Genomic DNA, 13,271 nt, shown 5'->3' with positions numbered 1-13,271 from the left:
GTGATTTCCGAAGCCGATGCTGCCCTTGCCGCGTTGTTGCGCCGCGAGCTGCTTGACGCGTCGCGGGTGCAGGTGGTGTTCGATGCGCCGACGAAGGAGTGGGCGGCGAAGCGGAACGGGCCGGCGGTGAACTTGTTCCTGTACGACATTCGCGAGGATACGCGGCGTCGGTCGAGTGGGTTGGTACCGCGGCTGGGGGATGACGGGCGGGTGGTTGCGCGGCAGACGCCGCCGCGGATCTTTCGGCTGTTTTACCTGTTGAGCGTGTGGGGGCAGCGAGCTGAGGACGAGCATCGGCTGCTGGGGCAGTTGCTGGACACGTTGCTGGTGCATGATCTGGTGCCGCCGGAGTTGTTGCCGGAGGCACCTTCGCCGGTGGGGTTGTCGGTGGGGCTGCCGCCGGAGGATGACCGGTCGTTCGCGGACGTTTGGTCCGCGCTGGGTGGGGAGTTGCGGCCGTCGATCGATGTGGTGCTGTCGCTGCCGATCGAGGCTGGGCGCTCGCGGGATGCCGGGCCGGCGATCGACGAGCCGCTGCGGGTCGCGCTGTCGGACAAGGACACGCCCGAGAACGCCGCAGAGAGCGCTCCCCAGCGATCTGAGAAACAGATCGGCCGCAAGCGGGCTCCGCGCGGATGAGCTCGCACTTGCGGCACCTGCTCGGGCGACTGAGCCTGGTCGAGGACCGGGTCCGCGTCCTGGTCGAACTGCGCCGCCGTACCGATCCAGCGCCGGATGACGCGTTCCGCGGTCTCTACCTGAGCCCGGCGGTGATCGACGGGATCCTGGACGGCCGCCCGACCGCGCCACCGGACCTCACCGAACGTCTGGCCGTCATCGAGGCCGAGGCCGACGCGGCCGAAGTCGACGGGTCGATACCGCGGTTGCGCCGGCTCGTCCATGCCTTCGGGCTGACCGAGCTCGACACCGAGATCCTGCTGACTGTCATCGCGCCCGACCTCGATGCGCGATTCGAGCAGCTGTACGGCTACTTGAACGACGACGTGTCGCAGCGCCGGGCGACAGCCCGCCTGGTGTTCGACCTGCTCGGCGTACCGGCCGCGGATCCCTTGGCTCGTGGGCGATTCGACGTCGCCGCACCGCTGATGGCCGGTGGGCTGATCGAGATCGAGTCACCGTCCAGACCGTTCCTCGGCCGGGCCTTGCGTGTCCCGGACCCAGTCACGGCGTACCTGGTCGGCGGCTACGCGACCGAACCGATGTTGCTCGACGTGACCGTCCCACCGCCGTTGATCGTGTACGGCGAACTGGAGGAGCGGATCGTGCGCGGCCTCCAACCCGGCCGTCCCGTTTACCTGCGCGAGCGACCCGGCAGCGCAGGTCCAGGCTTGGCCGCAGCCGCGTTCTCCAAACTCGATCTCGGTGTCCTGGCTCTCGATCTGACCAAGCTGGCCAAGGACACCGACCCGATCGTCTTCGCCCGTACGGCGGCCCGCCAGGCGCGCCTCCGTTCCGCCGGGATCCTCGCCGGACCGGTCGAGTCGGCGCCGATCGACGTACTGCGGGCGCTCGCCGTGGTACCCGTTCACACCGTCCTGACCGGCGTCCCGACCTGGGATCCGGCCTGGGCATCGGTGGTACCGGCAACGCTCGACCCACCTCTGCTGACCGAATCGCAGCGCGGCACCCTCTGGCACGCTTTGTTGCCCACGGCATCACCCGGCCTGGATGCGGCCGCGGAAACCAACACCTTCCGGCTCGGCGTCGACCAGATCGTCCGCACCGCCGAGGCCGCGACCACGCGCGCCGAAGTCGACGGGGTTCTGGTCACAGGCGACGTACTGCGGGCCGGAGCGCGCTCGCAGAACGGCGCGGGTCTGGAGAGACTCGCCCGCCGCATCCAGCCGGCCGTCACCTGGAGCGATCTTGTCCTGCCCGAGGAACAGCTCGCCCGGCTGCGGGAACTCGCGATCCGCGCGCGTCATCGCGAGCAGGTGATTCGTGGCTGGGGCATGCGTCCCGGCGGCGGCCGCGGGGCCGGCGTCTCGGCGTTGTTCACCGGCGAATCCGGCACCGGCAAGACACTCTCGGCCGAGGTGATCGCGGCCGAACTCGGCGTCGACCTGTACGTCGTCGACCTGGCGACCGTGATCGACAAGTACATCGGTGAGACCGAGAAGAATCTCGAGCGCGTGTTCACCGAGGCCACCGGAGTGAACGGCGTACTGCTGTTCGACGAGGCCGACGCGATCTTCGGCAAGCGCTCGGAGGTCTCGGACGCCCGCGACCGCTACGCGAACGTGGAAGTCGCCTACCTCCTGCAGCGGATGGAGAGTTTCGACGGTCTCGCGATCCTGACCACGAACCTGCGCGCCAACCTGGACGAGGCGTTCAGCCGCCGGCTCGACCTGATCATCCACTTCCCCCAACCCGAAGAAGCCGAACGCGTACTCCTCTGGGATCGCTGTCTGGGCCGCAATGTCCCCCGAGACCCCTCCCTCGACCTCACAGTCGCAGCGCACTTCGAATTGTCCGGCGGTGACATCCGCTCGGCCGCGGTGACGGCGGCGTACTACGCCGCGGCCGGGGCGCGCGCGGTCACGCTCGATGACCTGATGACCGCGATCGAGCACGAGTACACCAAGCTGGGCCGCCTGCCACCGGGAGCGCGCTGATGGAGAACGACTACGCGGACGCGCCCGCCGGACCGGTGTCCCGGCCGGCTGGTCCGGATGGGCCCGCAGCGGATCCAGGCGCCGGGAACCAGGCGTTCGTCGAGACCCGCCTGCAGGCCGAGGCGTTTCGCGGCAAGTTGATGGATGAACGCAAGGTTCTGCAGCTCGACTACGACACCCACAACGCGGCGCTCCTGCGGCTCGAAGAACTTGAGGCGGCCGGCGAGATCACCGAGAAGGGCATCGCGGACCGAACCGCCCTGGCTGCGCGCCGCGATCAGCTCTTCAAGGACCTGTCCGTCACGAACCAGGACCTGCTGATGCTCGATGACGCCTCGATCGGCCTCGGCCCGCTCAACGACATGATGGTCCGCCGCGGTACCAAGGCCTATGTGCCCCAGCAGAACGAGACCACCGAGGGCGGCACTCAGCTAGGCCCGGACGGCATCGTCACCAAGAAGCCCGGCTGGGTCGAGACCGACGTCACCAACGGAGTCTCGACGACTCGCAGTCATTCGACGACGAGCACGATCGACACCTCCGGCTGGTCCACCAAGACCACCGACAGCACGGCCACGCTCAGCAAGACCGCCGAAGGCGCGCTGAACTCGACCAGCAACTCGAAGACGAGCGGTCTCGCGATCGGACCCGGCGGCATCACCGGGACCTGGGGCGAACAGTCCGGAAGTTCGTCGACGACCGCGGCCGGTGTCACGACCTCGAGCAGTACGACGACATCGCAGTCCCTCGGCACCGGCGGGTACACGAAGAGCGCCGAGGTCAAGGACGACAAGACGACGCGGAAGGACACCTTCGGGGTCAGCCGCGGCGGCGGTCAGCTCGGCGTGAACTCGAGCAGTTCAACGACCACGGATGGTCAGGAAACCAAGACCAGCAAGGGCGGCGGCCTGCTCGCCGGGCCGGATGGAGTCGGTGCCACCGGCAACATCGGCAAGTCGACAAGCACCGAGAAGGACGGCGTCAAGTCCTCCAGGACTTCCGGCCTGGACGGCAAGTTCCTGCTCGATGTCGCCAAGGTCGAGGGTGAGCCGCTGCGCTACCAGATCACGATGACGATCAACCTCGGCGGCAAACTCGGCGCCACCGAGAGCCAGGAGGAGGAGTCGGCCACAACCGGTGCCAAGGGCAACATGGGTGGATCTCTCAGCGGCAGCATCTCCGGTACGGCGACCTTTGTCCACATCTACCCCGAGGAACAGACCAAGCGCTATCTCGGCGCGGTCGACAACAAGACCGGCTCCGAGAAAGAGTTGCAGATCATCAAGCTGGTTGCCGACGGCAAGCTGGACGCCGCCAAGGCTCTGATGACCGGGCTGAACTCTGCCCTGTCGCCCGAAGCCGCATCGCAACTGGACGACGGTGGCAGCGCGTCGTTCGAGGTGGCCGGCAGTGTCGAGGGTGGTGGCGAGGCCGGCGCGAGCGGCGGTGGGTTCGGCGCCAAGGGCGGCCTGTCCGGCAAGGCGAGCAAGAGCCTCAAGCGCAGCCTGTCCCGCAAGGGCGACAAGATCAGCATCACGACCGCGGAGACCGACAGCGAGAGCGTGACGGGTTCCGCCTCGGCGTCGTCGGGTGCCGCGTCGATGGGGGTCAGCGGGACGAAGACCGACAAGCACGCCGACGCCGTGACCTTCGAGCTGGACCGGACAGATCCGGCGTACGCGCAGCACTTCGCGGAGATCTCGGGCCGGATGTCGATCGCCGCTCTGCGCGCGTACGGCGCCGAGCACCCGAAGCTGATCGCGAGCGACACAGCGACCACTGGTACCGAAGGCAGTCAGACCACGACCGCGGGGGTCGGCGGCGTCAACCTCAGTTTCTCCAACGCCAGCGGGTTCGAGACGACGACCACCAAGGACGCGAAGGGAACGACCGAGACCAACACGGGTAAGGCCGGCGGCGGAGCTGAGCTCGACGTCGCAGGCCTGGTCAAGGTCGGGCACAGCGAGAAGACGGCGGTCAGTACGACGATCGACCCGGGCGGCTCGGCGACCGGCGATCTGAGCCGGACGACGTCCGACACCGACCTCGGCGCGACTGCCACGAAGTACGCCGAAAGTTTCAAGAAGAGCCCGATCGCCTCGACCGTCGGGTTGGTGACTGGCGCCTCGAAACCGGCCGAGGAGAAGACTGAAGTGATCGGCATGAAGCTGGCCGACTCCGACTTCGACCGGATCTTCGGCGCGGCCCAGGACCCGGTCGGCTGGGGACGGCCGGTCGCGCGACCGCGGGACCGGTCCGGTTGGATGGGGTTACGGTCGCGAATCGTAGCCGCCGGCAACGACCATAAGCAGATCGCCCGACTGATCGCGCACTACGGCGATGGGGTCGACGACGCACCGACGTACCTGGCCTCGATCGTGCGCGGTGTCGGGCGGACCGATGGTGGCGCGGTGTACGAGTGGCCGGGGGAGTTGAGTGCCGAGAAGGCGGTCTTCGCGAAGCTGGTCGAGGACGACTCGGTGGCGCCGGTCCTGGCGCTGGAAGGCACCGGGAAGAACAAGGACGCGCTCGAACTCGTCACCACGACGACAACCAAGCTAGACAAGCTCGCGACCGACATGCTGGCGAAGAAGAACGAGTTCAGCGAAGGTGCGTTCGGCGAGATGATGGTCCGGCTGTCGGACCGGCGGCGGGCGCTGGCCGGCCGCGCCTACCTGATCAACCAACGCGTCGCGACCGGTGGTCCGGATGCGCTCGCGACCATGGGCCCGCCGACCAAAGAGCAATCCGACCAGGAGACCGCCGAGGTGGCCAAGGCGACCGCGAAGGTCGCGATCGACGGGCACAAACAGGCGCTGACCGGGTTCGAGGCCGCGCAGGGCGCGCAGTTCTGGATCATCCAGAAGGAGCTCGCCCGGCGCGACGACTGGTTCGGCAAGCCGAGTGTGATCGACATGGAAGGTGCCTTCAGCAACCTCCGGGACAAGGTCTACCCGCCGTGGCGGGACACGCTGACCAAGATCCGTGAGGCGGCCAAACAGGCCGGGCTGGACGAGAACGAGGCGGCCAAACCCGAGCCGAACAAGCTCTACTGCAACCACCTCCATCAGCAGGCCTTCGGCAACGACATGTTCAAGCTCTGACGGCGATCCCGAGATTGAGCGCTGCCATCGGCCGTGGCGCCCCCTTCTCGTAGAACTGCTCGATCTCGACGATGTCGAAACCGGCCGCTGTCACGGCGTCACCGATCCTCCGCGTCAGGTGACAGCCGCCGAACAACCGCTTGTTCGTCGGCTCCAGCCTGCGCTGCCACCGCAGTACCGACTCGTCCGGCGCATACCCGTGCTCGAGGAAATGCAGCTTGCCACCAGGCCGCAGTACCCGCCGGAGCTCGAGCAACGCAGCATCGAGGTCGGGGATCGTGCACATGGTCCACGTCGACAGCGCAGCGTCGAAGCTGTCGTCGGGGAAGGGGAGCGCCTGCCCGTCCAGGCCCGACCGTTCCACCGGCACGCTGCTGGCCGTCACCCGCTTGGTGGCGAGCTTCCACGCCAGATCCGCCGGCTCGACCGCCGCGACCCGAGTGACCGTTTCCGGATAGAACGGGACATTGTGCCCGGACCCGAAGCCGATCTCGATGACCTCGCCGGACAGACCGGCACAGACACGACGACGACTCGGGTACGCCGATTTGGCGCCACAGGCACAGTTGATCACGCGCGGCAGCACCCCGCGCCGGTACAGGCTCATCAGCTCGTGGGCTTGGCGTAGCCGGCGATACCGGTGTCGAGGATCACGCACGCCTCGTCGCCGACCGTCCACGCGTCGTGGCCGGGATCGATGTCGACCACGTCGCCGGGCCCGAGGTCGAGCTCCTGGCCGTCGTTGAACCGGACGGTCATCTGACCCGAGAGGCACAGACCGGTGTGGTGCACCTGGCAGGACTCGGTGCCGGCGATCGGTTTGACGTCCTCGGACCAGCGCCAGCCGGGCTCGAAGACCGCGCGCCCGAGGGTGAACTCGCCGAGGGTGACCACGTCCAGATGCCCGTGGTCCTTGAAGGTGCGCCGCTCGTGCGGGCTGTCGATGCTCTGCTTGCCGGACATGATGTCTCCCTCTCCCCGGGGGGCGCCCCAGGCAACCATCCGTCCCCGCCTAGATATCCCTCTTTGCATAGCACGCCGGTTGTCCGGCCTTGTCAAGAACAGCTCTGCTTACCGACCGGTGACGCGCCTGCCCGATGGTGCACCGCTTCCTTCCCCGGGCCCAGTCCGCGCGGACGTACCGGCGAACGCCGTCAGCCCTGAGGCTTGGGTACGAGACCCAGACCAGCTCGAAGGAGTGAAAATGCCGACCTACCTGTCGCCCGGTGTCTACGTCGAGGAGGTGGAGGCCGGGCAGCGGCCGATCGAAGGCGTCGGTACCGCGGTCGCCGCGTTCGTCGGCTTCGCCGAGAAGGGCCCGCTGAACACCCCGACGCTCATCACCAACTGGACGCAGTTCACCCAGACCTTCGGTGATTTCGTCGAGGGGTCGTACCTGGCCCACGCCGTCTTCGGCTACATCCAGAACGGCGGCTCGGCGGCGTACATCATCCGGATCGGTGGCGAGTCGGCCGGTAACGGCCAGACGCCCAAGGAGCTGCCGGCCGGTGCGCCGCAGACCACCCTCGGCCACTACAAGGTGACCGCGATCGAGAGCGCGAACGGCAAGAGCCCCGACGTCACCGTCGAGGTCGCCGACAGCGGGACCGAGAACGCGCCCGAGGGTGCGATCAAGCTGACCGTGCGCGCGAACGGCCGCCCGACCGAGGAGTACGACCCGGTCGTCCCGGACCGCCGCGCCGACAAGGCGAACAACGTCGCGACCGTGGTGAACGCCAAGTCCAAGCTGGTCAAGGTCGAGGAGCTGACCCAGTCGGCCGCCCTCGAACCGGTTGCCAAGGGCAAGAAGTCGCTGGTGGCCCCGCCGGCCCCGGCCGCGACCGGCGAAGGAGTCGGTGCCGCCGATTACGTCGGTGACGTCGCCGACCGGACCGGATTCTCCAGCCTGGAAGCGATCGAGGACGTCACGATCGTCGCCGTACCGGACCTGATGAGCGCCTACCAGCGCGGCGCGATCGACCTGGAGACCGTGCACTCGGTCCAGCAGGCCGTCATCACGCACTGCGAGCTGATGGGCAACCGGATGGCGATCATCGACCCGCCGCCCGGGCTGAACGCCCAGCAGATCAAGGACTGGCGGATGAACCAGGCCGGCTACGACTCACGGTACGCCGCCCTGTACTGGCCCTGGGCGAAGACGTTCGACCCGGCGTCCGGCCGCAACATCCTGGTCCCGCCGTCCGGTCACGCAGCCGGCATCTGGGCCCGCACCGACGAGTCCCGCGGTGTGCACAAGGCCCCGGCGAACGAGGTCGTCCGCGGCGCGATCGCACTCGAGACCGTGATCACCAAGGCCGAGCACGACCTGCTGAACCCGGTCGGAGTGAACGCTCTCCGCGCGTTCCCGGGCCGCGGCATCCGGATCTGGGGCGCCCGCACGCTCTCCTCGGACCCGGCGTGGCGGTACATCAACGTGCGCCGGCTCTTCAACTACATGGAGGAGTCGATCCTCAACGGCACCCAGTGGGTGGTCTTCGAGCCGAACGACGACGCGCTGTGGGCGCGCGTCCGCCGTACCATCAGCGCCTTCCTGGTGAACGAGTGGCGCAAGGGAGCGTTGTTCGGGCTCACTCCGGACGAGGCGTTCTACGTGAAGTGCGACCGGGAGACCAACCCGGCCGAGGCGATCGACGCCGGTCAGGTGACCTGCCAGATCGGTATCGCGCCGGTGAAGCCGGCCGAGTTCGTGGTGTTCCAGCTGTCGCAGTTCTCCGGCGGCACCAGCCTCGTCAACGAGTAACCAAGCCTTTAGGAAAGGGAGATTCCGATGCCACTCGCTGACGCCATGGACATGGCGACCGCGTATTCGTTCAGCGTTTCGATCGACGGGGTCGAGGTGCCTTATGTCATGGAGGTCTCCGGCCTGAAGGCCGAGGTCGACATGATCTCGTTCTCCGAGCAGGCCAAGGACGGCAAGTTCGTGGCCCGCCAGGTGATGGGGCGGCCGAAGCCGTCCACGTTCACCGTCACCCGCGGCCTGACCGACTCCAAGACCGTCACCGACTGGCTGAAGTCGGTCATGCAGGGCGACATCAAGGGCGCCCGCAAGACCGCCGAGGTGTGCATCTACACCTCCGACGGCCAGCCGCTGCGCCGGCTGAACTTCCGCAACTGCTGGATCAAGGACGTCGAGCTCGGCGGCACCCTGAAGGCCGGTTCGACCGAAGCACTGACCGAGAAGTTCACCGTGTGCTGGGACGAGATGGAGTACGCGTGATGCGTCGCGCCCACACCAACACCCTCGTGGCGGACGCGGCCTCCCCTGCGGAGCCCGCGCCCGCCCCGGCGGCGGCCACGCCCGCACCGACGCTGCGCACCGAGTTCGACTTCGAGCTCCCGCGCGGCTACATGGACGCGGAAGGCGTCGTACACAAATCGGGAACGATGCGCTTGGCAACAGCCCGCGACGAGCTCCTACCCCTGTACGACGCCCGTGTCCAGGAGAACCCGGCCTTCACCACAGTCGTCCTGCTGGCCCGCGTGATCACCCGCCTAGGCGACGTGTCCCGGATCGACGCCCAGGTGGTCGAGAACATGTTCGCCTCCGACGTCGCCTTCCTCCAGGACCTCTACCGCCGCATCAACTCCGAAGGCCACACCCGCGCCGCCGTCACCTGCCCGTCGTGCGAACAACAGTTCGCCGTCGACATCGCCGGTGGCCGCCTGGGGGAATCCTGACGTACGCGACCGGCCGCCTGCAGGAGGAGATCGCGTACGTCGCCTATCACTTCCATTGGCGCCTGGACGACATCCTCGACCTCGAACACCCGCAGCGGCAGGCGTTCGTCACTGAGATCTCCAAGATCAACCGCCGCATCACCGAGGGAGACTGATGATCGGCCAGCTAGCCCAGGGCGCCCCCGCGACCCTGCGCCCGCCGAGCGGCGACTGGATCCCGTCCTGGCGCTCACCCGCCTTCACCGGCGACATGGCCCACCACCTAGACCCCACCGCCCCCAGCGGCCTCCTGTCCAACCTCATAACCCCCGGCCAACCCCGCCCCTACGCCGCAGACGCAGCCCTGGACGTCCGCCCGTACAGTTCGTTCCCTGGCGCCCTCACCGGTGAAGGCTCGGGTGCTGACGAGGCTCCGGCCGCCCCAGGGCCCATCGGCCGCGTAATCCAAGCAGTCCGCAACGCCCTCACCGGCAACCGCGCCGGCAGGCCCGCAGCAGCCAGCCCCGAGGCCGCACTCCTCGCCTCAACAGCCTCAGCCTCCGGCACTGCTGTCGGCCCCGGCTCTGGCCCCCTGGCAAATGCCAGCTCCGCCGCCACGGCGGCTGTGCTGGGCACTTCGGGTTCGGCCGGCTCTGCCGTGTCCGATGGAGCGCTAGCTCTAGCCCGCCCCACCCTTGCAGGCACAGGCGCAGGCGCAGGCGCAGGCGCAGACACAGGCGCGGGCGCAGCCGCAGCCGCAGGCTCCGCGCTCGGCGCCGCTCCTGCCGCCACGGCGGCTTTGCTGGGCAGTTCGGGTTCGGCCGGCTCTGCCGTGTCCGATGGAGAGCCAGCTCTAGCCCGCCCCACCCTCGCAGGCGCAGGCGCAGGCGCAGGCGCAGGCGCAGGCGCAGGCGCAGGCGCCGGCTCCGCGCTCGGCGCCGCTCCTGCCGCCACGGCGGCTTTGCTGGGCAGTTCGGGTTCGGCCGGCTCTGCCGTGTTCGACGGACAGCTAGCCCTGGCCCGCCCCGCCCTCGCAGCACTCATGAATGAGCCAACATTCGGCGAACTCCTGGCCGGCGGCGCAGCCCCCACAGCCACCTCAGCTCCATCCCTCGGCGAAGCTCCCGCGCTCACCTCCTCCCTCGCCTCCGCGATCGGATCCGGCTCCGCCTCAGGTGCAGCCGCCGAACTTCTCGGCTCATCCGGTCCGGCCTCGCTGCCTCTGGCTGGACCCGGTTCCGCAGCCGACCTGTTGCCATCAGCAATCAGTTCCGTCGTCGGTCCGGCAGACGCTGGTACGGCGGCCGCCCCGGCCCTCGGCGGTCCCGCTTCAGCAGCCTCGATGCCGTTGGCGCGGCTCGCGGCTCCGGGACTGAGCCAAGTCACCGCAGCACTTCCCGCCGACGCCCGCCGCGCACTCACCGTCCCAACCCTCCAGAACCTCCTGCCAACCCTCACGCCGACAGGCGGCCCCGTATCCGGCTCAGCCGACGTGGCTCAGGCGGTCGAGGCGACGGCTCCCGGCACAACCGCTGCCGGTCTGCCGGTGGCTTCTCAATCGGCCGGCCCGGCGGCTCCGGCAGGGGCGCCTGCCGGTCTCTCCCGCCGCCGGGCCGGCCTCGGGGCCCCACTCGCCGGACCGCTCCCATCCCAGGCCCTCCCGGTAGCCTCCCCACCCGCCGACCCATCCGCGATCGCCGCGAACCTCGCCGCCGCCGGATCCACCGAGGTAGCGATCCCCACTTCCCCCGCAGCCGCCGTACCACCCCTCGCACTAGCCCGATCGGTTGCTGGCAGCAACCAAATGCTCCCCGTGCCACCCGTCGTCACCGGCGCCTTCCAAGACATCGCAAGCGCAGCAGGCGCGACCGTACCTCTACTCGGAGAGCGCGCTCTCAGCTCCGACGTCAGCGAGATGCTGTCACCCCCGACCGGCAACGCCGCATCACCGGCCCAGCCGATCACCTACCTCCCACCGCACTCGGTCGACAGCGCAGGCCCCTCCGGCACCAGCTACGGCGTCCCACCCGTTCCCCCGAGCACCCCAGGAACATCCGGCTCATCCGCAGGCCTCCCCAGCCTGCCAACAGTTTCTGCCGCTCCGGCAGCCCAGGGGAACATGAGCACCGTCGGCAGCCCGGCCGGTGACGCCGGGCCTGCACCGGCGGTGGCCCGGCCGCCCGCTGCGGGGTCTGCCGCGGCGGGCGGTCTGGTCGAAGGCAACGTCGTCCAGAGCGTCAGCGCCGACGAAACCTCCACCTCGGTCGCCCTCCCACCCGCCGCCCCCGCCGCCCCACCAGCCAGTACGCCGGCCTCGGGAACGCCATCGGGAACCGGGGGAGCGCTCTCCGCCGCCGACGTCGACGGCCTGGCTCGGCGGCTGTACGAACCAATCGCCCGCCGCCTCCGCGCAGAACTGGTCGTCGACCGCGACCGCACAGGCACCTTGATGGATCGGATGTGGTGACGCAATGAGTGGAACCGACCTGATGCCGGCTGTCGGCGTCCGCTTCATGGTGCAGGTGGACGACGTCGACCTCGGCCTGTTCACCAGTTGCGAAGGACTCGGGGTCGAAGTCGTGATCGAGCAACGCAACGAAGGCGGCAACAACGCCTACATGCTGCAGATCCCGTCCCGCCTCAAATTCCCGAACATCAAGCTCACCCGCCCGCTCACCAAGGAAACCGAGCGCGTCGCCAAGTGGATCTCCGGCCTGGCCGCCGGCGTCCAACGCCGTACCGGCCAGATCACCGCCATGACCAACGACGGCACGGTAGTAGCCCGCTGGGGCCTCATCGACGTGATCCCCGTCCGCTGGACCGGCCCCACCTTCACCAAAGGCCCCGCCGACGTCCTCACCGAAACCATCGAAATAGCCCACCACGGCTTCATCGACACCGGCGCCTGACCCACCCGCCGACCGAACCCACCGCGCTGCCACGACTGGGTCCTGCACGCTGGCACCCCCGCGGACCGCCACCACCCACCAACCGCCGTTTCCCGACGATACTCACGCCTGAACCCACCTTCCCCAACGCAGTTAGTGGGTGACGCAGGTCCGCCTCCCCGCGCATTTGCCTGGCTAGGCAGTCAAATTGGGGGTTGTGTACTCATAACCACGGTGCGGAACCCCCGATATGGCTGGCTAGGCACGCAAATGGCAGAGGGCTGAGCTTGGTGGTGGCTAGGTTGGTGGGGTGGATGAGCGCGTGCGGCGGGCCGGTGAAGAGTACGAGCGGGCGATCTTTCAGGGGGACCTGACGGGACTGGCTGGGGCGGATCGCGAGCTGGATGCGGTCGAGGCTGAGTTGGCGCTGGCTCGGGGGAAGATGCTGCACGCCCGGTTCCTCGACACGCGCGACGAGGATCCGCGTGAGCTGGAGCTGTTTCAGCGTGCGCTCGAGTTGTCCGAGGGGGACGACAGGGCTCGGGCGGAGGCGTCGTTCTGGATCGGCTGTTTCCATCAGGTCGTGCGGCACGACGACGAGCCGGCGCTGGTTGCGCTGGAGTCCTCGGCTGAGCTGGCTCGTCGGAGCGGGGATCAGCTGATCTTGTCTTATGCGCTCCGGCATCTCGGTATTGCCGCTCACCGGGCCGGTCGTACCGAAGAGGCAGGTCGGCTGCTGGGGGAGTCGACCGAGCTCCGTCGGGCACTCGGTTTCACTGAGGGGGTGGCGGCGAACCTGGTCGGTCTCGTTCACCTCGCGATCGACGAAGGGCGATCGGCCGACGCCGAGGCTCTGCTGGCCGAGGCCACCGCGCTCGCGGAGAAAGCCGGCGCCACCGCTGTCCTGAACCAGCTGGCCGAGGCCCGCGGGCGGCTCTGACCAAACATCGCTCCGCCGGCCTGGC

Annotated in this window: 12 protein-coding genes; 10 read left to right on the top strand and 2 right to left on the bottom strand. The window is 68.7% G+C overall.

The annotated features are described in order from the left end of the window. From ABD231_RS06140 to ABD231_RS06130, 3 genes are read left to right on the top strand one after another with little or no spacing between them, the layout of a single operon-like run. Positions 1-639: a Pvc16 family protein gene (locus ABD231_RS06140; protein WP_344146325.1), complete on the top strand. Its 639-nt coding sequence runs from the start codon at positions 1-3 to the stop codon at positions 637-639. Further along, positions 636-2,636 (top strand): ATP-binding protein, encoded by a 2,001-nt coding sequence (locus ABD231_RS06135; protein ID WP_344146322.1) that lies wholly within the window; start codon positions 636-638, stop codon positions 2,634-2,636. Before ABD231_RS06140 ends, ABD231_RS06135 begins: the two co-directional genes overlap by 4 nt. Beyond that, positions 2,636-5,740: a hypothetical protein gene (locus tag ABD231_RS06130; RefSeq protein ID WP_344146319.1), complete on the top strand. Its 3,105-nt coding sequence runs from the start codon at positions 2,636-2,638 to the stop codon at positions 5,738-5,740. Before ABD231_RS06135 ends, ABD231_RS06130 begins: the two co-directional genes overlap by 1 nt. Here ABD231_RS06130 and ABD231_RS06125 read toward each other — a convergent pair. Then, positions 5,730-6,347: a class I SAM-dependent methyltransferase gene (locus ABD231_RS06125; RefSeq protein ID WP_344146316.1), complete on the bottom strand. Its 618-nt coding sequence runs from the start codon at positions 6,345-6,347 to the stop codon at positions 5,730-5,732. The genes ABD231_RS06130 and ABD231_RS06125 overlap by 11 nt on opposite strands. After that, positions 6,347-6,703: a cupin domain-containing protein gene (locus ABD231_RS06120; protein ID WP_344146313.1), complete on the bottom strand. Its 357-nt coding sequence runs from the start codon at positions 6,701-6,703 to the stop codon at positions 6,347-6,349. The genes ABD231_RS06125 and ABD231_RS06120 overlap by 1 nt, the downstream gene beginning before the upstream one ends. A gap of 241 nt (positions 6,704-6,944) precedes the next feature. Between ABD231_RS06120 and ABD231_RS06115 the strand changes: the two genes are divergently transcribed. From ABD231_RS06115 to ABD231_RS06085, 7 genes are all read left to right on the top strand, one after another. Further along, positions 6,945-8,501, top strand: a complete 1,557-nt coding sequence (locus ABD231_RS06115; protein WP_344146310.1) for a phage tail sheath family protein — start codon at positions 6,945-6,947, stop codon at positions 8,499-8,501. Between the two features lie 27 nt (positions 8,502-8,528). Next, positions 8,529-8,978, top strand: a complete 450-nt coding sequence (locus ABD231_RS06110) for a phage tail protein (protein WP_344146307.1) — start codon at positions 8,529-8,531, stop codon at positions 8,976-8,978. Further along, on the top strand, positions 8,978-9,439 hold the full coding sequence (locus ABD231_RS06105) for an RING finger protein (RefSeq protein ID WP_344146753.1): 462 nt from the start codon (positions 8,978-8,980) through the stop codon (positions 9,437-9,439). The genes ABD231_RS06110 and ABD231_RS06105 overlap by 1 nt, the downstream gene beginning before the upstream one ends. Next, complete coding sequence (locus ABD231_RS06100; RefSeq protein ID WP_344146304.1) at positions 9,385-9,594, top strand: DUF6760 family protein; 210 nt, start codon at positions 9,385-9,387, stop codon at positions 9,592-9,594. The genes ABD231_RS06105 and ABD231_RS06100 overlap by 55 nt, the downstream gene beginning before the upstream one ends. Further along, positions 9,594-11,885: a hypothetical protein gene (locus tag ABD231_RS06095; protein WP_344146301.1), complete on the top strand. Its 2,292-nt coding sequence runs from the start codon at positions 9,594-9,596 to the stop codon at positions 11,883-11,885. Before ABD231_RS06100 ends, ABD231_RS06095 begins: the two co-directional genes overlap by 1 nt. A gap of 4 nt (positions 11,886-11,889) precedes the next feature. After that, positions 11,890-12,327 (top strand): phage tail protein, encoded by a 438-nt coding sequence (locus ABD231_RS06090; RefSeq protein WP_344146298.1) that lies wholly within the window; start codon positions 11,890-11,892, stop codon positions 12,325-12,327. 289 nt (positions 12,328-12,616) lie between these two features. Further along, positions 12,617-13,246: a tetratricopeptide repeat protein gene (locus tag ABD231_RS06085; RefSeq protein ID WP_344146295.1), complete on the top strand. Its 630-nt coding sequence runs from the start codon at positions 12,617-12,619 to the stop codon at positions 13,244-13,246. Positions 13,247-13,271 lie beyond the last annotated feature (25 nt).

The sequence above is a fragment of the Kribbella yunnanensis genome (genome assembly GCF_039529655.1).
Lineage (GTDB): Bacteria > Actinomycetota > Actinomycetes > Propionibacteriales > Kribbellaceae > Kribbella > Kribbella yunnanensis.
The sequence above is the reverse complement of the archived record's forward strand: the minus strand, read 5'-3'. Positions and strand labels throughout refer to the sequence as shown.